The organism is Luteibacter pinisoli, assembly GCF_006385595.1.
Classification (GTDB): Bacteria; Pseudomonadota; Gammaproteobacteria; order Xanthomonadales; family Rhodanobacteraceae; genus Luteibacter; species Luteibacter pinisoli.
In genome coordinates this window covers 1,837,034-1,857,456 of the sequence record NZ_CP041046.1, presented here as the reverse complement: position 1 = coordinate 1,857,456, position 20,423 = coordinate 1,837,034, and the positions used below count along the sequence as shown (strand labels likewise).

The 20,423-nt window shown below is 65.7% G+C and carries 17 protein-coding genes and 3 tRNA genes; 5 read left to right on the top strand and 15 right to left on the bottom strand.

What is annotated here, in order from left to right:
* Positions 1-67: 67 nt before the first annotated feature.
* The 5 genes from FIV34_RS08470 to FIV34_RS08450 form a co-directional block, all read right to left on the bottom strand.
* Entirely contained in the window at positions 68-1,489 is a 1,422-nt protein-coding gene (locus FIV34_RS08470; RefSeq protein ID WP_139981544.1) for a Do family serine endopeptidase, read from the bottom strand.
* A 107-nt stretch (positions 1,490-1,596) separates the two neighbouring features.
* A complete protein-coding gene (locus FIV34_RS08465; RefSeq protein ID WP_139981542.1) occupies positions 1,597-2,262 on the bottom strand; it encodes a sigma-E factor negative regulatory protein in 666 nt (221 codons plus the stop codon).
* Positions 2,259-2,855, bottom strand: a complete 597-nt coding sequence (rpoE, locus tag FIV34_RS08460; protein WP_139981540.1) for an RNA polymerase sigma factor RpoE — start codon at positions 2,853-2,855, stop codon at positions 2,259-2,261. The genes FIV34_RS08465 and rpoE overlap by 4 nt, the downstream gene beginning before the upstream one ends.
* Before the next feature lie 99 nt (positions 2,856-2,954).
* Positions 2,955-5,480 (bottom strand): putative bifunctional diguanylate cyclase/phosphodiesterase, encoded by a 2,526-nt coding sequence (locus tag FIV34_RS08455; protein WP_342777385.1) that lies wholly within the window; start codon positions 5,478-5,480, stop codon positions 2,955-2,957.
* 12 nt (positions 5,481-5,492) lie between these two features.
* Positions 5,493-5,975 carry a hypothetical protein gene (locus FIV34_RS08450; RefSeq protein WP_139981538.1) on the bottom strand — a complete coding sequence of 161 codons (483 nt, stop codon included), beginning with the start codon at positions 5,973-5,975 and terminating at the stop codon, positions 5,493-5,495.
* A 141-nt stretch (positions 5,976-6,116) separates the two neighbouring features.
* Here FIV34_RS08450 and FIV34_RS08445 point away from each other — a divergent pair, with 141 nt between their 5' ends.
* Positions 6,117-8,174 (top strand): 3-hydroxyacyl-CoA dehydrogenase NAD-binding domain-containing protein, encoded by a 2,058-nt coding sequence (locus tag FIV34_RS08445; protein WP_139981536.1) that lies wholly within the window; start codon positions 6,117-6,119, stop codon positions 8,172-8,174.
* 55 nt (positions 8,175-8,229) lie between these two features.
* Here FIV34_RS08445 and FIV34_RS08440 read toward each other — a convergent pair whose 3' ends face one another.
* The 5 genes from FIV34_RS08440 to FIV34_RS08420 form a co-directional block, all read right to left on the bottom strand.
* Positions 8,230-8,916, bottom strand: coding sequence for a DUF2058 family protein (locus FIV34_RS08440; protein WP_139981534.1), 687 nt, complete (start codon positions 8,914-8,916; stop codon positions 8,230-8,232).
* Between the two features lie 23 nt (positions 8,917-8,939).
* On the bottom strand, positions 8,940-9,152 hold the full coding sequence (locus tag FIV34_RS08435) for a SlyX family protein (protein WP_139981532.1): 213 nt from the start codon (positions 9,150-9,152) through the stop codon (positions 8,940-8,942).
* Positions 9,145-10,494, bottom strand: coding sequence for a UDP-glucose dehydrogenase family protein (locus FIV34_RS08430; RefSeq protein WP_139981530.1), 1,350 nt, complete (start codon positions 10,492-10,494; stop codon positions 9,145-9,147). The genes FIV34_RS08435 and FIV34_RS08430 overlap by 8 nt, the downstream gene beginning before the upstream one ends.
* A 124-nt stretch (positions 10,495-10,618) precedes the next feature.
* The gene (locus tag FIV34_RS08425; RefSeq protein WP_139981528.1) at positions 10,619-11,422 is read right to left on the bottom strand and encodes an FKBP-type peptidyl-prolyl cis-trans isomerase; all 804 of its coding nucleotides are present in this window, start codon (positions 11,420-11,422) and stop codon (positions 10,619-10,621) included.
* 165 nt (positions 11,423-11,587) lie between these two features.
* Entirely contained in the window at positions 11,588-13,348 is a 1,761-nt protein-coding gene (locus FIV34_RS08420; RefSeq protein WP_139981525.1) for a cation:proton antiporter, read from the bottom strand.
* A 226-nt stretch (positions 13,349-13,574) separates the two neighbouring features.
* On the opposite strand from FIV34_RS08420, the gene FIV34_RS08415 reads away from it, so the two are divergent.
* From FIV34_RS08415 to FIV34_RS08405, 3 genes are all read left to right on the top strand, one after another.
* Positions 13,575-13,650: transfer RNA gene (locus FIV34_RS08415), tRNA-Ala, on the top strand.
* Between the two features lie 11 nt (positions 13,651-13,661).
* Positions 13,662-13,737 (top strand) — tRNA-Glu (locus tag FIV34_RS08410).
* A 69-nt stretch (positions 13,738-13,806) separates the two neighbouring features.
* Positions 13,807-13,883, top strand: a tRNA-Asp gene (locus FIV34_RS08405).
* Positions 13,884-13,932: 49 nt separating this feature from the next.
* On the opposite strand, the gene FIV34_RS08400 is transcribed toward FIV34_RS08405, so the two are convergent.
* Positions 13,933-14,403: a DUF1249 domain-containing protein gene (locus FIV34_RS08400; protein ID WP_139981523.1), complete on the bottom strand. Its 471-nt coding sequence runs from the start codon at positions 14,401-14,403 to the stop codon at positions 13,933-13,935.
* 36 nt (positions 14,404-14,439) lie between these two features.
* The gene (gene ppsR, locus FIV34_RS08395; protein WP_139981521.1) at positions 14,440-15,255 is read right to left on the bottom strand and encodes a posphoenolpyruvate synthetase regulatory kinase/phosphorylase PpsR; all 816 of its coding nucleotides are present in this window, start codon (positions 15,253-15,255) and stop codon (positions 14,440-14,442) included.
* Between the two features lie 187 nt (positions 15,256-15,442).
* Between ppsR and ppsA the strand changes: the two genes are divergently transcribed.
* Positions 15,443-17,821, top strand: coding sequence for a phosphoenolpyruvate synthase (ppsA, locus tag FIV34_RS08390; protein WP_139981519.1), 2,379 nt, complete (start codon positions 15,443-15,445; stop codon positions 17,819-17,821).
* A 34-nt stretch (positions 17,822-17,855) separates the two neighbouring features.
* Here the strand turns inward: ppsA and FIV34_RS08385 are convergent, their stop codons facing one another.
* The 3 genes from FIV34_RS08385 to FIV34_RS08375 are packed head-to-tail and all read right to left on the bottom strand — an operon-like array spanning position 17,856 to position 20,375.
* Positions 17,856-18,623 (bottom strand): DeoR/GlpR family DNA-binding transcription regulator, encoded by a 768-nt coding sequence (locus FIV34_RS08385; protein WP_139981517.1) that lies wholly within the window; start codon positions 18,621-18,623, stop codon positions 17,856-17,858.
* A complete protein-coding gene (locus tag FIV34_RS08380) occupies positions 18,620-19,240 on the bottom strand; it encodes an HAD family hydrolase (RefSeq protein ID WP_139981515.1) in 621 nt (206 codons plus the stop codon). Before FIV34_RS08380 ends, FIV34_RS08385 begins: the two co-directional genes overlap by 4 nt.
* Before the next feature lie 13 nt (positions 19,241-19,253).
* On the bottom strand, positions 19,254-20,375 hold the full coding sequence (locus tag FIV34_RS08375) for an MFS transporter (protein ID WP_246058784.1): 1,122 nt from the start codon (positions 20,373-20,375) through the stop codon (positions 19,254-19,256).
* Positions 20,376-20,423 lie beyond the last annotated feature (48 nt).

The following is a 20,423-nucleotide window of genomic DNA, read 5'->3' as shown; positions in this document are numbered from 1 at the left end:
GCCGGTGCGAATCCCGCAGTATCGCATGGAAGGCCGGCTACCGCCGAGGGCAGCCGGCCTCGCGGGGTCATTTGTCGCTGGGTACGGTGATACCGACGAAGCGGGTGGCGTCGTCGCGGCGGACCAGCAGCATGGCCGTATCCCCCGCTTTCACCCCCTTCACGGCCTCACGGAATGCCGCCGCGCTGCCCGTGCGCTTCTGGTTCACCATGAGCACGATGTCGCCCGCCTGCAGGCCGGCGCTGGCGGCCACGGGGCCGGTGACGCGGCTGACCACCACGCCCTCGCCCGCCTTCAGGCCCAGCTCGGAGCGGGTTTGCGCGTCGATGTCCTGCACCGCCAGCCCCAGGGCGGCGGCCGACGCACCCTCGGCGGGCGCCCCGGTGGCGGCCGCCAGGGCGTTCTTGTCGCGCGGCAGCTCGCCAACCTTCACGTCGACCGTCTGCCTCTTGCCGTCACGCAGGATCTCCACCTTGGCCATGGAACCCGGCTTGGTGATGCCGACCAGGGGCGGCAGATCCGCGGACTGGGTGACCGGCATGCCATTGAAGCCGAGGATCACGTCACCCTGCTTCAGGCCGGCCTTGTCCGCCCCGCTGCCCGGCGTGACCTGGGCGACGAGCGCACCATTGGCATCCGGCAGGTTGAGGTTTTTCACAAACTGGTCGACCGGCTGGACGGTCACGCCCAGCATGCCGCGCGAGACGAAGCCCTTTTCCTTGATCTGCTGGACGACATTCATCGCCACGTCGATCGGAATGGAGAACGACAGGCCCTGGTAGCCGCCTGAGGTGGAATAGATCTGCGAGTTCACGCCGATCACCTGGCCTTGCAGGTTGAACAGCGGACCGCCCGAGTTGCCGCGATTGATCGGCACGTCGGTCTGGATGAAGGAGGTATACGGCTGGTCGCCGCTGCCGAGGTTGCGGCCCACGGCGCTGATGATGCCGTGGGTGACCGTGGCATCCAGCCCGAACGGGGAACCGATGGCCACCGCCCACTGGCCGCGCTTGACGCTGCGCGAGTCGCCGATGGTGACGGTGGGCAGGGCACTCGCGTCCACCTTCAGCAGGGCGATGTCGTACTGGGGATCCTTGCCAACGACCTTCGCGGTGAAGGTGCGGCGGTCTTGCAGGCGGATCTTTACCTCGTCGGCATCATCGACCACGTGGTCGTTGGTGAGGATGTAACCGTCCGCGGAAATGATGAAGCCGGAGCCGAGCGCTGTCTGCTCCCGGGGCTGGGCGGGCATGCCTGGCATGCCGAAGAAGCGCCGCAAGAGTTCGTCCTGATCGTCGGGCATGTCCTGTGCGCCCCGGCCGCCTGGCTTCTTCGTGGCCTGGCCCGAGGTACGGGCTTCCACATGCACGACGGCGGGCGCGTTTTTCTCAACGATGCCGGTGAAGTCGGGCAGCGCTTGTGCCTGCGCGCCGACGTTCGCCACGACGAGTGCGCCACCGATGAGGGCGCGTGCTTGCCAGGATGCCATGGGTGATTCTCCTTGTGATCAGGCATGACTGCCCGTCCGGCGATGGCGCCGGACGGGGAAACAACGGTGGGAGGGGGAGGCAGGACGCGGCCGGAGCCGCGACGGCCTCAGCGAGCGGCGGGCGCCGCTTGCGGCTGCGCGTAACGCGAGCCATCCGGACGGGTCAGCAGCATGTACTGGCTGCGGCTGGCGTCCTGGGCATCGGCGCTACGGGCGCGCTGGATCTGGTACGGCGTGGAACGCGGCAGATAGGCGGTGGCGGCATCGTTGCCGGAGCTGTCGAACGCGGCCTTCTGCGTGAACTGCGAAGCGACATTGCCGCTCAACCACTGCGGGGCCACCGGCGCGGTCGCCAGTTCCGGCGACGCGTCAGCGATTTCCGCGCTGCCGCTGGCGGCCGCACGATGGGCCACATCGGGCGCCACGCCACGATTGCCTGCCGGCTGCGATGCCATGAGTGCGGCCACGGCGACGCTGGCGGCGATCGCACCACCGGCGGACCAGTGCAGCCAACGCCGACGGGGGGCGACGACCGGAGCGGCGACCTGGGTAGCGGCCTCTGCCTGGATGGCGGCCATGACGCGATCCGCGAATCCGGCCGACGCCAACGGCAGCACTTCGCCCTTCACGCCATCGCGGCCGACGTGGTAGCGCGACCAGGCGTCCGCCAGGCCCGGATCGGCCTCCATGCGGCGCAACAGGAAGCGGATCTCCTCCCGTGACAGCTCTCCATCCATAGCGGTGGAGAGAATTTCCCGATTAGCTTCGCTCATGGGGTTTTGTCCTCGCGGTCGGACAACAACGGCCGCAATTTTTCGTCGATGGCCTCGCGGGCCCTGAAAATACGCGAACGGACCGTCCCGATCGGACAATCCATGGCGGCGGCAATTTCCTCGTAGCTCTTGCCTTCCACCTCGCGCAGGGTAATCGCGACCCGAAGTTCTTCGGGCAAGGCTTCGACAGTAGAAAACACCGTTTGTTCCACCTGTTCCCGCATCATTTCACGTTCCGGGGTGGCGCTTTCATGCATACGGGTGGCGCCAGGGACGTAAACGGCGTCTTCCGCATCGATATCGCCCGTGGGCGGGCGCCGGCCCATCGCCACCAGATGGTTCTTGGCGGTGTTCACGGCGATCTTGTAAAGCCATGTATAGAAAGCGCTTTCGCCCCGGAACGAGCCCAGGGCGCGCCAGGCGCGGATAAACGCCTCCTGGGCGATGTCTTCGCATTCCGTCCAGTCGTGGACGTAGCGGGAGATCAGGGCGACGAGTTTGTGCTGGTACTTGCGGACAAGCAGGTCGAATGCGCGCTGGTCACCTTGCTGCACGCGTTCGACAAGTGCCTGATCTACTTCGTTTTCGCCCATCCGGGCCGTCTCCTCAACATCATTCGGTCCAGTCCCGGGCGCAGCTGAGACCCGAAGGCCGGGCGCAAGTTCAATGCGCCGGCCTCCCATAGGAACATATCAGGCCAGGCTTAACGCCTGCCCTTCGGCCACCAGGCGCTCGCGCTCGGCCAGCAGCTTGTCGAAGGTGAGCGACGGCAGCGGCCGGCAGAAGAGGAAACCCTGCAGCTCGTCGCAGCCGTTGGCGCGCAGGAACTGGAGGTGCTGCTCGATCTCCACGCCCTCCGCCACGACGCCGCGCTTGAGGCGATGGGCCATGTCGATCGTCGCACGGACGATGGCTTCGTCGTCCGGGTCCACGCCGATGTTACGGACGAAGCTCTGGTCGATCTTGATCCGGTCGGCCGGCAGGCGGCGCAGGTAGTCGAGCGAGGCCGCGCCGGTACCGAAATCGTCGATGGCGATGCGGCACCCCATCGCGTGCAGGGCGTCCAGCGTCTCGACCAGGTGCGGCACCGTCTTCACGCTGATGCTCTCGGTGACTTCCAGCTCGAGCTGCGTGGGATTGAGGCCGGTGTCTTCGAGGGCACGCGCCACCGTGCCGGCGAGGTTGGGCTGCATCAGCTGCACGGCGGAGAGGTTCACGCCCAGGCGCAGGCCCATGCCGTAACGGTCCTCCCAGGCCTTGGCCTGGGCGCAGGCCGTGCGCAGCACCCACTCGCCGATGGGCACGATCAGGCCACTGGCTTCGGCAAGGGGGATGAAGAAGCCCGGGCTGATCATGCCCAGCTCCGGATGCTCCCAGCGCACCAGCGCTTCCATGCCGACGATGTCTTCGGTGCCCGCGTCCACCTGTGGCTGGTAGAACACGCGCAGCTCGCCGTTGCGTTCGGCATGGCGCAGGCGTGCCTTCAGTTCGCCCTGTTGCTGCTGGGCGGTGTCCACGTTCGCGGCGTACACCTGGTAGTTGTTCCGGCCCAGGCTCTTCGCCCCGTACATCGCTTCGTCCGCGTGGCGCAGGAGCAGTTCGCCCTCGACCGCGTCGTCGGGGAAGAACGCGATGCCGACCGACACGGTCGCCTGCAGCTCGGAGCCGTCGTCGAGGTGAAGCGGCACTTCCTGCGCCTGCACGATCTTCTCGGCAATGCGCAGCACGTCTTCGCGTTTGGTGATGTGGCGCAGCACCAGCGTGAACTCATCGCCCGCGTAGCGCGCCACGGTGTCGGAACCGCGCACGCTCGCACGCAGTCGCCGCGCCACGGCGGACAGCACCTGGTCGCCGACGGCATGGCCGAGGGTCTCGTTGATGCCCTTGAAACGGTCGAGGTCCACGAAGAGCACCGCGAACAGCTCGCCGGTGCGCTCGGCTTCACGGATCGTCGTGTCGACGCGGTCGTGGAACAGGAGGCGGTTCGGCAGCCCGGTGAGCGTATCGACCAGGCCGCGCTCGCGGCCCTGGTCGCGCGAACGGCGCAGTTCAAGCGCCGCGCTGAAGCGGGCCGAGGCGGCGCGCAGTGCCAGTTCGAACACGCGGCCATCGCTGCCCGTGCGGCGGCGTCCGGCCATCAGCGCGCCGATCGGGTTGCGCCGCTCGTCGAGCAAGGGAAGGAAGACGAACGACGTCAGGCCCAGCGCCTCGACCAGCGGATCGGCCGGCATTTCGGTACGGCCATCGCCGAGGCAGACGATGGCCTCGCCACCGAGGCACCGCTTGAGCAGCGGCAACTGGTCGGCTTCAGCCCACTCGACCTGGCCTGGTCCATTCCAGATGCGGGCGACCACGGAAGGGCCGCCGTCACTCTCCGGCAGCGCCGACCACACGCCGACCACGTCGAGGTCCAGCGCATCGGCCAGCATGGCCGCGACCTCGCCGAGCCCTTCGTCATCGCTGGGGCACGCGTCGAGGACGGAAAGCAGTGAAAGCGCCCGCGTCGCGGTATCGCTGGAACGCATGTCGCGGAAGGCCACCGCGATGCGATGACCGCCCATGTCATCCACGAGGTGGCGTACGTCCACCTCGCCCGGGATCTCCACGCCATCGACCCGGCGCAGCATGCATGCCGAGGCGTCGCCGTCAGGGATCGGCCAGGTAGACCCGTCGTTCATGCTGAACACGTCGCGCAGCAGTCGGCCATGGATCGGCGCGTCGTCCGCGCACAGGCGAAGCATCGCCGCGCCGGCATCGATGATGCCACCGTCGGCCGCGGCCACGACCCACGCGGCACCCGCATGGAACGCGAAACGGAAATCGGCCTTCGCTTCGATCACCCGCGGCGTCGTATCCACCGCCACCGCCATGCGCACGCGCTGGGCCAGCTCAGCGGCGATGGCGCTTTCGCGAAGCCACGCGGCGCCATCGTCGGGCGCCACGGCCAGCGGGCCATCGGGCACGAGGAACACGATGGGGATATCGCGATAGGCCGCAAAGCTGCGCAGGATGCGCAGGCCCAGGCGGACATCGTCGCTGCCGTCGCTGCCCACCACCGCCACGTGCAGCGGCGGCGCGTCGGCCAGGAGGGCTTCAAGCTGCAACGCATCGCGTGCGCTCAGCAGGACGAAGCCGCCATCCGCGTCGAGGGCGTCGAACACGGCGCGGCGCATGTCACGGCGCGGGGTAAAGATCAGTACGCCGCTGGCGTCAGGCACGGACATCATCGGTCAGACCACCCAGCGGCCGTCGCGAAGCCGCGGCGCCGCGGAACGACCGGCGCGGTCGGCACTGACCCGGACGATGTCGTCATCGAAGGTGGCCAGCAGGCTGGCGCTGGCGCCCACCAGGACCACCCGGCGGACGTGGCCGGTCTGCGTCTTGGCAAGTTGCCGTAAAAGGGCACCGTCCGTCGCGCTCGGGACGCCCGGCGGCATGTCCAGCAGGTACACGCCAAAGTGCAGGCTCTGGAGGATATAGCGCAGCGCATCACCGAGGCGGGTGCAACCAGGAACGCGCATCTGGGCGTCGCGCAGGCTGGTCAGCCCTTCGCCGCCACGCCACAGATAGACCGCCTGGCCGGTCCGCCGGGCCACCAGGCGGAACTGCTCGATCAGCAGGCCGGGGTCCTCGGATTTCAACGCGACTAGCGGGCCGGCGGCCGAGAGGATTCGGTCGAAGACATCCGTTCCTGCAAGGGCATCCACTGGCATTGATCGTCTGGCGGCTTAACTGGCGGGCAGTATCGGGCCAAGACGGGTCGTCGCGCCAGACCCGACCATACGGTGGGGTATCTCGCATTCGGCACCACACAAAGGTATGGTGATGCGCTCATTCGCCACCGCCCGACTGCCATGTTCGAAGGACTCCGATTCAAGCACTGGAAGACCAGCGAAGGCGACGATGGCATCGTCGTCCTTTCCCTCGACCGTGAGGGCACCAGCGCCAACGCCCTCGGGCGCGACGTGCTGGACGAGCTGGCCACCCTGGTGGAACGCCTGGCCATTGAAGGCCCCAAGGGCGTCGTCATCCACTCCGCCAAGCCGTCGGGCTTCGCGGTGGGTGCAGACATCAGGGAATTCGTAGAGTACGCACACACCGGCACCGTCCTCGAGAACATCGAGAACGGCCAGCGCGTCTTCGAAAACCTCGCCCGCCTGCCCTTCCCCACGGTGGCTGCCATCCACGGCGCCTGCATGGGCGGTGGCACCGAGCTGGCCCTGGCCTGCCGCTATCGCATCGCGGCCGACGACGACGCCACGAAGATCGGCCTGCCCGAGGTCATGCTGGGCATCCACCCCGGCTGGGGTGGCAGCGCCCGCCTGCCGCGCCTGATCGGTGCGCCGGAAGCGCTCCCCGCCATGCTCACCGGCCGCCCGTTCAACGCGCGCCGGGCCAAGGCCGTGGGCCTGGTCGACCGCCTGGCTCGTCCCGACGAACTGCTGGCCGAAGCCCGCCAGCTGGCCCGCCGCCCGTCGGCGCGGCCCTTCGCCTTGCGTGCGAAAGCCTGGGCGACGAACACCCTGCCCGCCCGCCTGATCCTGGCGCCCATGGTGCGCAAGCAGACCGCCGCCAAGGTCCGCAAGGAACACTACCCGGCACCGTTTGCCCTGATCGACGTCTGGGCGAATGGTGGCGGCAATATCCAGCAGCGCCTGAAGCTGGAAGCAAAGTCCGTCGCAAAACTGGCCACCACGTCCACGGCGCGCAACCTCATCCGCATCTTCTTCCTGCAGGAACGGCTGAAAAGCCTCGGCGGCGGCGTGGACCATGGCATCAAGCATGTCCATGTCGTTGGTGCCGGCACCATGGGCGGCGACATCGCCGCCTGGGCCGCGCTGAAGGGTTTCGAGGTCACGCTGCAGGATCGCGAACTGCGCTTCGTGGAACCGGCGATCAAGCGCGCCCGGGCCATGTTCGAGAAGAAACTGAAGGCGCCGGCCAAGGTCGAAGCGGCGAACGGCCGCCTGCGCGCCGACGTCGAAGGCAAGGGCGTCGCTGACGCCGACCTCGCCATCGAGGCGATCTTCGAAAACCCGGAAGCGAAGCACGCGCTGTACGCCGCCATCGAGCCGCAGTTCCAGGCCGACGAGATCCTCGCCAGCAATACGTCGTCCATTCCGCTGGACGAACTGCGCGTCGGCCTCGCCGCGCCCCAGCGCTTCCTTGGCTTGCACTTCTTCAATCCGGTGGCGCAGATGCCGCTGGTGGAAGTCGTACGCCACGACCAGCTCGACCCCGCCATCGAAAAGCGCGCCCTCGCCTTCTGCAAGGCGATCGGCAAGCTGCCGGTGCCGGTCAAGGGCACGCCAGGCTTCCTGGTCAATCGCATCCTCATGCCGTACCTGATGGAAGCGATGCGCCTGTTCAATGAAGGCGTGCCGGGGCCCGTGCTGGATCGCGAGGCCAGGAAGTTCGGTATGCCGATGGGTCCGATCGAACTGGCCGACACGGTCGGCCTCGACGTGTGCGCCTCGGTCGGCAAGGAGCTGGCGCCCTTCCTCGGCCTTGAAGTTCCGCACGGGCTGGAAGAGAAGCTGGCAGCCAACAAGCGCGGCAAGAAAGACGGCGAAGGCCTTTACGTCTGGAAGGACGGCAAGCCCGAGAAGCCTGACGTCGACCCGGACTACGTCCCACCGGCCGACCTGCAGGACCGCATGATCCTGCCGATGGTGAACGAAGCCGTCGCATGCCTCGCCGAAGGCGTGGTCGACGATGCGGACCTGCTCGACGCCGGCGTCATCTTCGGCACGGGCTTCGCCCCGTTCCGTGGCGGCCCGATCCAGTATGTGCGCAGCGAAGGCGTGGCCGTGGTGCGTGAGCGCCTGGCCAAGCTGGAGCAGAAGCACGGCGCGCGCTTCAGCCGGAAGGAAGGTTGGGACAACCCGGAACTGGCGACGCCACCCGCGTAACGCGTGGCGGCTGCATCGCCCTGAAACGCGCTCGCCCTGGCGAGCGCGTTTTTTTTCACCACATCAGGTCGTCAGGCACGCCGTCGTCGGATTCGCTCTGTGCGTTCGGGTCAACCATCAGCGCGATGAACTCCGGGGCGATCTCGCGCAGCGCGTCGATCACGGACTTCTCCAGCACCAGATAACGGCCGCCCTGCTGCACGACACCGAGCTCGCCCGCGTTGATCGCGGCCAGCTGTGCCGCGTCGACGTGCACGCGACGGATCTTTTCGCCGTAAGGGAAATGACGGACCTGGTCAGCGTCGGCGAGGTTGAGCGCCTTCCCCTTCAGCAGTTCCTCGACCTTGCGCTTCTTCTCCTTACGCAAGCGGGCCACTTCGGCAGCCTCGGCTTCGGCCTGGCGGCGCTCGGTGGCTTCGGTCTGCGCACGGATGGCGTAGGCCTTGGCCAGGTCCATCTCGCCATCCTTGCGCGGCGGACGCGGCGCATTGGCGCCCTGCCCGCCCTGCGGACGTCCGCCACCCTGGGGACGACCACCGCCGCCCTGGGGCCTGCCACCACCCTGCGGGCGCCCACCACCGCCCTGGCCGGGCTTGCCGCCACCTGGTGGACGCGGGCCATTCGTGCCGCGCTGCCCGCCCTGCCCACCCTGTCGGGCCGGCGGTGCGGATTTGCGGGCTTCTTCGCGGACTTCCTTGACGAGGCCGCTCTTCAACAACTGGTCACGCAGTGACTCTGCCATGGTCGGTAAGGCTCTTTGCCGTATCAGTAGTGCGGCGGCGGGGGTTCGATACCGGGCTCGCTGCCCGATCCCGCGCGCAGGGTGGAAAGGTCCGAACGCATCTCGCGCAAGGCGCGCTCGAGGGCATCGAGGCGGCGTGCGATGTCGGCGTCCGCGGATGAGAGGCCGTTGACGGTGTCATCGATGAAGGCGAGGCGCACCTCGAGCTCCATCAGGCGATCATCGGTCTCACCCATGATGCTTGCCTGCGAGGCTGCGGCCACGGCCGATGCCGTAATACGCGATGCCTGCTTCTTCGACGGCGGCCGGATCGTAGAGGTTGCGGCCATCGATGATGACCGGCGTGCCCAGCAAGGATTTCACACGGGCGAAGTCCGGGCTGCGGAAGGCCTTCCACTCAGTCACGATGACCAGCGCGTCAGCACCCTGCAAGGCATCGTAAGGGCGCTCGACGAGCACAAGGTCGCTGCGTTCGCCGTAGATGCGCTGCGTTTCTTCAGCCGCTTCCGGATCGAACGCGCGCACGGAGGCGCCGGCTTCCCACAGCTGCTCCATCAGGCGGCGGCTGGAGGCCTCGCGCATGTCATCCGTATTTGGCTTGAAGGCCAGGCCCCACACGGCAATGGTGCGGCCCTTCAGCTGGCCGTCGAAATGCTTTGACAGCAGCGAGAACAGGCGCGACTTCTGCGCGTCATTCACCGCTTCCACCGAATTGAGCAGCTTCGCGTCGTAGCCCACCGAGTGTGCCGTCCGGGCCAGGGCCTGCACGTCCTTCGGGAAGCACGAACCGCCGTAGCCAGCGCCGGGGTAGATGAAGTGGTAGCCGATGCGCGGATCCGCGCCGATGCCCTGGCGGACCAGTTCAACGTCGGCGCCGACATGCTCGGCGATATTGGCGATCTCGTTCATGAAGCTGATCTTGGTGGCCAGCATCGCGTTGGCGGCGTACTTGGTCAGCTCGGCGGATCGCTCGTCCATCACCACCATGCGGTCGTGGTTGCGGTTGAACGGGGCGTACAGTTTGCGCAACACGCCAATGGCGCGCTGGCTGGAGGCACCGACGATGATGCGGTCCGGGCGCATGCAGTCTTCGACGGCATCGCCTTCCTTGAGGAATTCGGGATTGGAGACGACGTCGAAGGGGACGTCGACGCCGCGTGCGGCGAGGCGCTCGGCAACGGCGGCACGCACGCGATCAGCGGTACCGACGGGCACGGTCGATTTATTGACCACCACGGTGTAACGGTCGATGTGATCGCCAATGGTATGGGCCACGGCCAGCACGTACTGGAGGTCGGCGCTGCCATCTTCGTCGGGCGGCGTACCGACCGCGATGAAGACGATCTCGCCATGCGCGATGCCGGCGGTGGCATCGGTGGTGAAATCCAGGCGGCCCTCGCCATGGTTGCGCAGCACCATCGGCTCAAGGCCCGGCTCGTAGATCGGGATCTGGCCCTTGCCCAGCCGCTCGACCTTGCCGGCGTCCACGTCGACGCAAACCACGTGGTTGCCCATCTCGGCCAGGCAGGTGCCCGTGACGAGACCGACGTACCCGGTGCCGAAGATCGTGACTTTCATGGATGTCCTTGTAACTGCCGACGGGGTCGCCGTAACCGCCGATTGTAGTCTCCGGGCGGGGCGAGCACAAAAAAAGGGGCGCGGATGAATCCGCGCCCCTCTGGGTACTGCTAAACGCTCGGGCTTACTTGCCGCCCTGCGGGGCGCCAGCGCCCGGGCCGCCCGGACCCTGGCCAGCCGGAGCCGGACCGGTCTTCAGCAGCTCGACGTCGAAGATGATCGTCGCATTCGGCGGGAAGCCGTTTTCCGGCTTGGCGCCGTAAGCGATGTTCGACGGGATGTACAGCTTGTACTTGCCACCGGTCTGCATCAGCTGCAGGCCTTCGCGGAAGCCCGGGATGACGGCAGCCAGCGGGATCTGCGCCGGGCCAGCCGGCTGGTGGTCGGCCGAGGAGTCAAACTTCTCGCCGTTCACGAACGTGCCGGTGTAGTTGATCGTGACCATGTCGTTCGGGCCCGGACGTGCACCGGTACCGGCCTGGACGACCTGGTACTGCAGGCCCGACGCCGTGACCTTCACGCCAGCGGCCGACTTGTTCTTGGCCAGGAAGTCGTCGCCTTCCTTCTTGTTCTCGGAGGCAACACGGTTGTACTCGGCTTCTGCCTTGACCTTCAGCTGGGCCACGAACGCTTCGCGGACCGACTTGGCCTCGGCTTCGGTCATGGTCGGCTTCTGGCCGGACAGGGCAGCCTGCAGGGCCTTGGCGACCGTGGCTGCGTCCACTTCCTTCGCGACGAGCGGCGGAAGCGAGCTGGCAAGGTCCCAACCCACGACATAGCTGGCCTTCTGCTTATCGACCGGAGCCGAGGCGGACGCCGCTGCCGGCTTGGCAGCCGGCTTGGCAGCCTGGGCAGATGCGCCCGCGGCCGCACCCAGCGAAACCGCCAGGGCGACGGCCATCATCGTGGGACGCAAAAAGTGCTTCATTCGTTACTCCCTCTCTTTGGAGAAAATCGGCGAGGCCGCCGTTGGCACCTCCGTGTGGAGGCAGAATCGCCATTGTGCTGTGGTTAGCGCGCGACTTGCAATGACGGGTGAGGAGACAAGGTTTCATACGAAAAGTTCATGGACCTTTCGTGAATCCCTCCATTCTCATTCCTCGTGGCCCTGCCCCGGCTTGTCCAGGGTGTCGCGCAGGGCCGCCTGCAGGCGGGCATGCACCTGCACCAGGACCCGCCAGAGCAGCCACGTCAGGCCGATTCCGATGAGTATCAGCACCGCTGCGACCTCGCGCGGCGGCAGGATGGTCGACGCCAGCGCCGCCACCAACAAGCCCAGGATCAACATGACCACCAGCGGAATGATCCGGGCCAGGACGGCGCGAATCCGGTAGGTCCGGGCACCGAACCGGTCCGGGATGCTCAACTCGGCCAGCAGCATGCCCAGGGCCCCGGCCTTGCGATAGGCCGCCACCACCATCGGCAGCGAGACCAGCGCGGCCACCGACCAGGCCAGGCTGCGCCGCACCACGGGGTTGTCGCTGAAGAGGTCCAGGTGCATGAAGCCACGGCGGTAGGCGAACGCGGTGATGATGAACACCGCGATGACCAGCACCATGTTGATGATCACGTGCCAGACCAGCCGGCGGATCATCTTCATGACGATCGCGCCCTGTCCCTGCAGGCCCAGGTTGCCCATCCACTCCGTATAGGCCCCGAACACGCCGGTGACCCGCGCCGGCAGCACGCGCCCCAGCCCGGTCGCCAGCGGATCGGAGAGCCGGATGAGGTACGGGGTAAGGAAGGTGGTGATGGCCGACACGGCGACCGCCACCGGATAGAGGAAGTTGCTGGTCACCTTCAGGCTGAGGCCGAGGGTAGCGATGACGAAGGAGAACTCGCCGATCTGCGCGAGCCCCATGCCGACCCGCAACGACGTCCGGCCATCGTTGCCGGCCACGAAGCTGCCGAAACTGCAGGTCACCACCTTGCCGACCACCACCGCGATGGTCACCACCGTGATCGGCCACGCGTACTCGGCCAGCAGCGCGGGGTCGATCAGCATGCCGATCGCCACGAAGAAGATGGCGCTGAACATGTCGCGCACCGGCATGATGATGCGCTCGACCCGCGCCACGCTTTCGGACTCGGCCACGATGGCGCCGATCATGAAGGCGCCCAGCGCCACGCTGTAGCCCATTTCCGTGACCAGCAGGCAGAAGCCGAAGCAGATGCCCAGCACGGCGATCAGCAACACGTCGTTGCGGCTCACCTTCGCGATGTAGTCCACCACGCGCGGCACCAGCAGCAATCCGACCACCAGCGACACGGCCATGAACAGGCCCAGGCGCCCCACGGCGGCGAGCGCCTGCTCTGCCTCCAGGCCGCCGGTGCTGGCGATACCGGTGAGCAGGGCCATCAGCACGATGGCCAGCAGGTCTTCCACGATGAGGATGCCGAACATCAGCTGCGCAAAGCGCTCGCGCTTGAGGCCGAGATCCTCCAGCGCCTTCATGATGATGGTGGTGGACGAGATGGAAAGCATGGCGCCGAGGAACAGCGAATCCATGGCCGTCCAGCCGAAGAACCGGCCGATCTCGTAGCCGATCCAGATCATCAGCACGATTTCCGCGAACGCGGCGACCAGCGCGGCACCGCCGACGGCGCGCAGCTTCTTCAGGCTGAATTCGAGACCGAGCGCAAAGAGCAGCAGGATCATGCCCAGCTCGGAGAGCGTGCGGATCGTTTCTTCTTCGTGGATGAAGATGAAGGGGAACGTGTGCGGCCCGATGAGCAGGCCCGCGATGATGTAGCCAAGCACCACTGGCTGGCGGAGGCGCTGGAAAAGCACCGTGGTGAGGCCGGCCACCAGCATCACGGTGGCCAGGTCCTGGATGAAAACGATGCCGTGCATGCTTTTCCCTGCGTCTATGAAGGGACAGGTTACCCCGCAGGAAGTCACGAGAACATGGCAGTGCACGACAGCTGGTTATTCCTTGACCAGAGCCCTGTGAACGCCGATTCACGCAAGTCCATGCTGCACATGAACATTCTCAATTCGTCGAAAATAAATTCAAAAAAACTGTAACGAATGCTTGACGAAGAGGGGGGGCCGACGTAATCTTTGCGGCTTCCAGCAGGGGGCCATAGCTCAGCTGGGAGAGCGCCTGCATGGCATGCAGGAGGTCGCCGGTTCGATCCCGGCTGGCTCCACCAACTTCTAGTACGTCCCCATCGTCTAGAGGCCTAGGACATCACCCTTTCACGGTGGCGACCGGGGTTCGAATCCCCGTGGGGACGCCACTTTCCGGTTCGCCGGCAAGTGTAATGGATGTAGAAGTTGGTAGTTGTTGGAAGTTGGAAAACTTGTGTGGAGCGGTAGTTCAGTCGGTTAGAATGCTGGCCTGTCACGCCGGAGGTCGCGGGTTCGAGTCCCGTCCGCTCCGCCACTTTCCAAAGAAGAATCCGCCATCTGGCGGATTTTTTTTGCCTGTGCTTTTACCCGTCCGTGTCGGTCCGGGTCAGCGTGCCGATCGAATGCCCCTGCTCCGCCAGGTATTCCAGCCAGCGGCTGAGGAACCCATTCATGCGCAGGCGATGCTGGAGCACCGTCGTCGCAGCGGGGAACGGGCCCAGTACCTGCCACAGCTTGCGGCCCGGATGGCAATGCAGTGCCTCGGCCACGTGCGCATCGGTATACATGCGCAGCTGCGCCGAAGGCGAAGGCTGGCCCGTGGCTTCGTCGACGAAATCGTACGTGAGCTCCAGTTCCAGCGTGTACGGGTGCTTTTCCTGGATCTCCAGGCGCACGTTCAGGCCGTCATCGATATCGGAGATATAACGGCCCGGCGCCAGGCGCTGGGGCGAAAACAGCCGCGCAAGGCGGTGATAGTTTTCCGCATAAAGCCCCATCAGGAATTCGAAGCGTCCCGGGATGAGCGCATGAGGGCGTTCGAGGATGGCTGTCATGAGGGGCGTCGGTCTCCGTAAACGTTATCGTGCTTGCTAATACATGTGACGCTCGATACCGAGGTACTCGAAGATCTTGCTCGAGATCTCCTCGATCGAGGTATGCGTTGTGTTGAGAACCGGGATATTTTCCCGGCGCATCAGGCGGTCGGCCTGTTCAAGCTCCCACCGGCACTGCTTCAGCGTGGCGTAGCGGCTGCCCGGGCGGCGCTGTTCGCGGATCTGGGCCAGGCGGACCGGATCGATCGTCAGGCCGAACAGCCTGCTGCGATACGGACGCAGGCGCATGGGCAACTCGAGTTTGTCGAGATCGTCGTCCGTGAGGGGGTAATTGGCGGCACACACACCGTAATGCAAGGCCATATAGAGGCAGGTAGGGGTCTTGCCCGATCGGGACACCCCGACCAGCACCACGTCGGACTGGTTGTAATCCACGTCCAGCCCGTCGTCGTGGGCCAGCGCGTAATTGGTGGCCTCGATGCGGGCCTCGTAGCGGGCCGAATCGACCAGGCCGTGCGACCGGTTCACGGCGTACGACTGCTTCACCCCCAGCTCGTGCTCCAGCGGGTCGATGAAGGGGGCGAACACGTCCAGCATCAGGGCCCCGCTGCCGGCGACGATGTCGCATAAGGCCTTGGAGGTCATGGTATTGACCACGATGGGGCGCTGACCGTCCTGGGCGTACTTGGTCTTGATCCGGAGGGCTGCCGATTCCGCCTTGGCCGGGTTGTCGATAAAGGGCAGCCGGTGGGTGTCGAACTCCACCCCATCGAACTGGGTAAGCATGCTGTTGCCGATCGTCTCCGCGGTAATGCCGGTGGAATCGGAAATGAAGAAGACGGTGCGCCGCATCGGACGGTTTCCCTTACGTTGGTTCCATGACTCCCACCTTAAGACCAATACGCCGTCATAACCATCCACCCCGCAGAATCACGGGCGAATTTGTGCATCGCCGCTTGTGTGAAGACCATACCACCGCGACAATGCGCCGGTTTTTTACCAGCGCGGCCTGCCGCCCAACCGATGTGAGGATCTTCCTTTGAGCGACCTGGTACTTTGGCTCGACGCGCTACGCATGACCGACCTGGGCAAGGTGGGCGGCAAGAATGCCTCCCTTGGCGAGATGATCGGCAACCTGGCGAAACTGGGCGTCTCTGTCCCGGGTGGCTTTGCCACCACGGCCGACGCCTTCCAGACCTACCTCGAAAAGAGCGGCCTCGCGAAGCGCATCCAGGAACGCCTGGCCACGCTGGACGTGGACGATGTGGACGAGCTGACCCGCGGCGGTAAGGAAATCCGCAGCTGGATCGTCGACACCGCCCTGCCCGCCGACCTCGAACAGGCCATTCGCGACGCCTACATCAAGCTCTGCAAGGATGCCGGCGCCACGGACATCGCCGTCGCCGTCCGCTCGTCGGCCACCGCCGAAGACCTGCCCGACGCCTCGTTCGCCGGCCAGCAGGAAACCTTCCTCAATGTCGTCGGCATCGACGATGTGCTGCACAAGGTAAAGGAGGTTTTCGCCTCGCTTTACAACGATCGCGCCATCGCCTACCGCGTGCACCAGGGCTTCAAGCACGAAGACGTGTTCCTCTCCGCCGGCGTGCAGCTCATGATCCGCTCGGACGTGGGCGCGTCGGGCGTGCTGTTTACCCTCGACACCGAGTCCGGCTTCCGTGACGTCGTCTTCGTCACCGGCTCCTACGGCCTGGGCGAGATGGTGGTCCAGGGCGCGGTAAACCCCGACGAGTTCTACGTGTTCAAGCCCACGCTCGCGCTGGGCAAGCCGGCCGTGCTCCGCCGCAGCCTCGGCGCCAAGCAGCAGCGCATGGTGTACTCGGACAAGCCGGGCGAGCGCGTGCGCATCGAGGAGACGCCGGCCGAGGACCGCCATCGCTTCTGCATCACCGACGCGGACGTGGAAGAACTCTCCCGCCAGGCGCTGGTGATCGAGAAGCACTACGGCCGCCCGATGGACGTCGAATGGGCGAAGGACGGCAACACCGGCAAGCTGTACATCGTGCAGGCTCGCCCGGAAACCGTGAAGTCCCGCTCGCATGCCACCACGCTGGAGCGCTTCCAGCTCAATGAAAAGAGCAAGGTGCTGACCCAGGGCCGCTCGATTGGCCAGAAGATCGGCTCGGGCAAGGCGCGCGTCATCAAGTCGCTGGCCGACATGAACAAGGTGCAGCCGGGCGATGTGCTCGTCGCTGACATGACCGATCCCGATTGGGAGCCGGTGATGAAGCGTGCCGCCGCCATCGTGACCAACCGTGGCGGACGTACCTGCCACGCGGCCATCATCGCCCGCGAACTGGGCGTGCCGGCCGTGGTGGGCTGCGGCAACGCGCTGGAAGCGATTCCGGATGGTGCCGAAGTCACCGTATCGTGCGCCGAAGGCGACACCGGCATGATCTACGAGGGCCTGCTGAAGTTCGACCGGATCACGGCGGACCTGGGCGCCATGCCGGAAGCCCCGCTGAAGATCATGATGAACGTGGCCAACCCGGAGCGTGCCTTCGACTTCGGCATGCTGCCGAACGCCGGCATCGGCCTCGCGCGCCTGGAAATGATCATCGCCAGCCACATCGGCGTGCACCCGAAGGCCCTGCTTGAGTATGCGAAGCAGGATCCGGAAACCAAGGCCCGTATCGATACGCGCATCGCGGGTTACAAGGACCCGGTGTCGTTCTACGTGGATCGCCTGGCCGAGGGCATCTCCACCATCGCCGCCTCGGTGTTCCCGAAGCCGGTGATCGTGCGCCTCTCGGACTTCAAGTCCAACGAATACGCCGGCCTGCTCGGCGGTTCGCGCTACGAGCCGCACGAAGAAAACCCGATGATCGGCTACCGTGGCGCCAGCCGTTACGTCTCGGCCGATTTCGCCGAATCGTTTGCGCTGGAATGCAAGGCGGTGAAATACGTGCGCGAGACCATGGGCCTGGACAACGTCTGGGTGATGATCCCGTTCGTGCGTACGCTGGACGAAGGTCGCAAGGTCATCGAGGTGCTGCGCAGCAATGGCCTGGTGCAGGGCGAGAACGACCTCAAGGTCATCATGATGTGCGAAGTGCCGTCTAACGCCCTGCTGGCGGACGAGTTCCTCGACATCTTCGACGGCTTCTCGATCGGTTCGAACGACCTTACCCAGCTCACCCTGGGCCTCGACCGCGATTCAAGCATCGTTGCCAACCTGTTCGACGAGCGCGATCCGGCGGTGAAAAAGCTGCTTTCCCTCGCCATCAAGACAGCGCGCGCCAAGGGCAAGTACATCGGCATCTGCGGCCAGGGCCCGTCGGACCACCCGGATCTCGCCGAGTGGCTGATGGACCAGGGCATCGAGTCGGTGTCGTTGAACCCGGATACCGTGGTCGATACCTGGCTGCGTCTGGCGAAGAAGAAGGAAAAGGCGGGCTGATGGGTTCGGTAGGGCCCGCCCCCTGCGGCGGGCCCTACGCGTGCACAGCCACACCGGCTTCCCTGTAACGACGAAGGATGCCTTCGTCGGTATCAGCCGCCACCACCAGGTGGGTGATCGCCGTGATCGGCACCGTGTGGTGCGTCGCCGAGGCCACAAGTTTGTCGGGCGTGGCGATGGCTACGGTCTCGCCGCTCGCCTCGATAATCGCCTGCTTGAAGACGGTTTCTTCCTCGTCGTAGGTCCACAGGCCCGTCGATGGATCGATCGAGCACACCCCGGGGAAACACAGGTCGGCACGGATATCCTGCGCCTGGCGCAGCGTACGCGAGCCGATGGCGCCACCGATGAAGGGATCGAGCTTGCCGCCGAGCAGGATCACCTCGAAGCCGGGCCGACCCAGCACGGCTAACGCCACATCGGGCGCGTTCGTCACCACGGTCAGGTCGTGGTTATCGGGCAAGGCTTTCGCCAGCGCCGTATTGGTCGAACCGGCATCGATGAACAGGATCTGCCCTTTTTCCACCAGTGCAGCCGCAACGCGGCCGAGCGTACGCTTCAGCTCCGCCCGCTCGTTATGCCGTTCGCCGAGGGGCGCCACATGCTGGGAAAGCAGCGCACCGCCGTAAACGCGCCGGCACAGGCCTTGCGCAGCCAGGTCACGCAGGTCACGACGGATCGAGTCTTCCGACACCCGGAATTCCTGCGCCAGGTCCGCGGCCACCACCTTCCCTTCCCTTTGCAGGCGCTCGAGGATCAGCTGCTGGCGCTCGCGCGGCAGCGTCGTGTCCAGCGTCATCATTTGGGCAGGAACCCTAGCTCGATCAGTTCCGCCCGCAGCTGCGCCGGCGAGTGGAAGTGGATGCCATGGATACCCAGTGCTTCGGCAGCCTCGACGTTCACCTTGTTGTCGTCGATGAACACGGCGCACTTCGGGTTGATGTCGTAGCGCTCGAGCAGCGTTTCGTAGAGCTTGGGATCCGGCTTGATCGTGCCTTCATCGCCCGACACCACGATGCCATCGAACCAGTTGAAGAACTCGTAGCGCGCGCGGGCAATCGGGAACGTCTCGCCCGACCAGTTGGTGAGCCCGTATAACGGATGGCCTGCGCTTTTCAGATCGTGAAGGATCGCGATGCTGTCGTCGATCGGACCCTTCAGGGTTTCTTCCCAACGCTCATGGAACGCCGTGATCAGGTCGACGTGCTCGGGATGCTTCGCCGTCAGTTCGGCCAGGGCCTCAGCCCACGATCGCCCGGCATCCTGGCGAAGGTTCCATTCGGTCGTCGTCACTTCCGCGAGGAAGCGCTCCATACCGGCCTCATCGTCGCCGAACAGCTTGCGATACAGGTACCGCGGATTCCAGTCGACAAGCACGCCGCCGAAATCAAAAATCACCACGTTACGCTTGGAATACATAGGAAGCTCCGGATCAGCGACGCGCGATGGACGCGCACAGGGCAACGATGACGAGCAGGCCGGCAACGCCGGTCAGCGCGATGGAAAGCGTACTGAGGTGGGCCACGAAACCAATACCTGCGGGGCCTGCAAGCATGCCGGCGTAGCCCAGCGCGGTGACGATGGCGATGCCGACGCCAGGCGACGCACCCCCCAGGCGGCCGGCGGCGCTGAACAGCACCGGGACGATATTGGACGCGCCAATACCTACCAGCACAAAGCCAAGCAGGGAGGCGGGACCCCACGGAACAAGCGTGGCGGCAAGGAAGCCGGTGGCGGCAATCAGGCTGCCGGCACGCACGATCGCCACAGGGCCGACGTGTGCGGTGATGCGATCGCCCATCAGGCGGCACACCGCCATGGCAATGGAGAACGCCGCGTAACCCAGGCCGGCCGACGACGCATCAAAGCCACGCGAGAAGCGCAGGAAGACCGCACTCCAGTCGAGCATGGCGCCCTCGGCGAGAAACACCACCATGCACAGGAAGCCGAGGAGGAATACGGCACCGCCCGGCATGCGGAAGGGTGCGTGCGTTTCCGTGTGTTCGTCTTCGTGGCGCACAAGGAAGTGCTTCCACTGGGTGATGACGATAAGCAGCAGGGCAACCGATACGGCGATGGCACTCCCCGTGAGTGGCGCGCCTGCCTTGAGCAGTGCGGCCATGCCCGCCGACCCGACCAGGCCACCCACGCTGAAGAGCCCGTGGAAGCCGGACATCATGGGCTTGCCGCGCATTTTCTCCACGTCCACGGCATGCGCGTTCATGGAAACGTCGACCACGCCCAGCGAGGCACCGAAGAACAGCAGGGCTGCGCCCAGCGTCCAGGCATCGGGAGCGAGGGTCAGCAGCGGCAGCGCGAGGCAGACGAGCAGCCCACTGACGCCGATGACGTCCCGGTTGCCGAACCGATGGATAAGAAAGCCCGCAAGCGGCATGGCCGCCGCCGCGCCACAGCCCATGCAAAGCAGCACGAGGCCAAGCGTGCCGTCATCGAGCCCGAGGCGAGCCTTGGCGTAGGGAACCATCGGGGCCCAGCTGGCCATGCCGATGCCAGACAGGAGAAAGATAAGCCGGGTGGCTCGTGTGGGATTCATGCGCATTCCGGGACGGAGAATGTGCATCAATGTACTTAATCGTGCACA

Bases quoted from the DNA above. Each gene is read 5' to 3' on its own strand.
- FIV34_RS08470 (WP_139981544.1), bottom strand. From the start codon at position 1,489: ATGGCATCCTGGCAAGCACGCGCCCTCATCGGTGGCGCACTCGTCGTG.
- FIV34_RS08465 (WP_139981542.1), bottom strand. From the start codon at position 2,262: ATGAGCGAAGCTAATCGGGAAATTCTCTCCACCGCTATGGATGGAGAG.
- rpoE (WP_139981540.1), bottom strand. From the start codon at position 2,855: ATGGGCGAAAACGAAGTAGATCAGGCACTTGTCGAACGCGTGCAGCAA.
- FIV34_RS08450 (WP_139981538.1), bottom strand. From the start codon at position 5,975: ATGCCAGTGGATGCCCTTGCAGGAACGGATGTCTTCGACCGAATCCTC.
- FIV34_RS08445 (WP_139981536.1), top strand. From the start codon at position 6,117: ATGTTCGAAGGACTCCGATTCAAGCACTGGAAGACCAGCGAAGGCGAC.
- FIV34_RS08440 (WP_139981534.1), bottom strand. From the start codon at position 8,916: ATGGCAGAGTCACTGCGTGACCAGTTGTTGAAGAGCGGCCTCGTCAAG.
- FIV34_RS08435 (WP_139981532.1), bottom strand. From the start codon at position 9,152: ATGGGTGAGACCGATGATCGCCTGATGGAGCTCGAGGTGCGCCTCGCC.
- FIV34_RS08430 (WP_139981530.1), bottom strand. From the start codon at position 10,494: ATGAAAGTCACGATCTTCGGCACCGGGTACGTCGGTCTCGTCACGGGC.
- FIV34_RS08425 (WP_139981528.1), bottom strand. From the start codon at position 11,422: ATGAAGCACTTTTTGCGTCCCACGATGATGGCCGTCGCCCTGGCGGTT.
- FIV34_RS08420 (WP_139981525.1), bottom strand. From the start codon at position 13,348: ATGCACGGCATCGTTTTCATCCAGGACCTGGCCACCGTGATGCTGGTG.
- FIV34_RS08400 (WP_139981523.1), bottom strand. From the start codon at position 14,403: ATGACAGCCATCCTCGAACGCCCTCATGCGCTCATCCCGGGACGCTTC.
- ppsR (WP_139981521.1), bottom strand. From the start codon at position 15,255: ATGCGGCGCACCGTCTTCTTCATTTCCGATTCCACCGGCATTACCGCG.
- FIV34_RS08385 (WP_139981517.1), bottom strand. From the start codon at position 18,623: ATGATGACGCTGGACACGACGCTGCCGCGCGAGCGCCAGCAGCTGATC.
- FIV34_RS08380 (WP_139981515.1), bottom strand. From the start codon at position 19,240: ATGTATTCCAAGCGTAACGTGGTGATTTTTGATTTCGGCGGCGTGCTT.
- FIV34_RS08375 (WP_246058784.1), bottom strand. From the start codon at position 20,375: ATGAATCCCACACGAGCCACCCGGCTTATCTTTCTCCTGTCTGGCATC.